The sequence below is a fragment of the Haloarcula sp. Atlit-120R genome (genome assembly GCF_003665885.1).
Lineage (GTDB): Archaea > Halobacteriota > Halobacteria > Halobacteriales > Haloarculaceae > Haloarcula > Haloarcula taiwanensis.
On sequence record NZ_QPLN01000030.1, the window covers coordinates 1 to 647 of the forward strand.

A 647-nucleotide genomic window follows, 5' to 3' on the forward strand; every position below is an offset into this window, starting at 1 on the left:
TTTCATCGCGTGTACGCCCGGCGGGCGGGGCGCTCGCGGGGTCCTGGGGTGGTGTGCGATGAACAGAGCGCTCGCTGAGCTTGAGAGAGTGAGTCGTCAAGGGCCATCGATGTTCTTCTCACTGGTTCGTGTCGTCGCGATCTACAGCGTTGGCCTGCTGGTCATCGCGGCGTTCATGGGCGTGATGTTGGGTGGTCATTTCGGCCTCGCTGCAGAGTCCCTCGACGAGGCACGCGTTCCCGCAGACGAGTTGGACATCGACGTTCGCGACGTGGAGCCTGTCGACAACCCAATCATCCCTGATCGATTCGAGCACCAGCTCGTGGACAGTCGCGGACAGGAGCCGAGCAATGGTCCGGCGTGGCGAGTGTGGTACTTGGCGATGATTCAGTCGATGCTCGACACTGCGATGACGACCGCGGTCGTCGTCGGGAACGTGACGGCTCGGTTCGCGTTCGCGAACAAGTGGGTGCCCGGATTCGTCTACAGCGGCGTTGGAGTCGTTGGGCTACTCGGTGGTGTCGCGTATCGAATCACACGTCTGTGGCGAATGTGGGACGATACTGCGTGACTTCTCTGGACTTCCGAGAACCGACTATTCTCGTAACCAACTGCGCCTCGACGCTGAGTAATCGACGTCTTTTCCG

General features: G+C 60.7%; 1 protein-coding gene. It reads left to right on the plus strand.

From position 1 onward, the window contains the following. A partial coding sequence (locus DVK01_RS21060; RefSeq protein WP_233562838.1) for a hypothetical protein occupies nt 1-571 on the plus strand: 571 nt, incomplete at its 5' end. Nucleotides 572-647 lie beyond the last annotated feature (76 nt).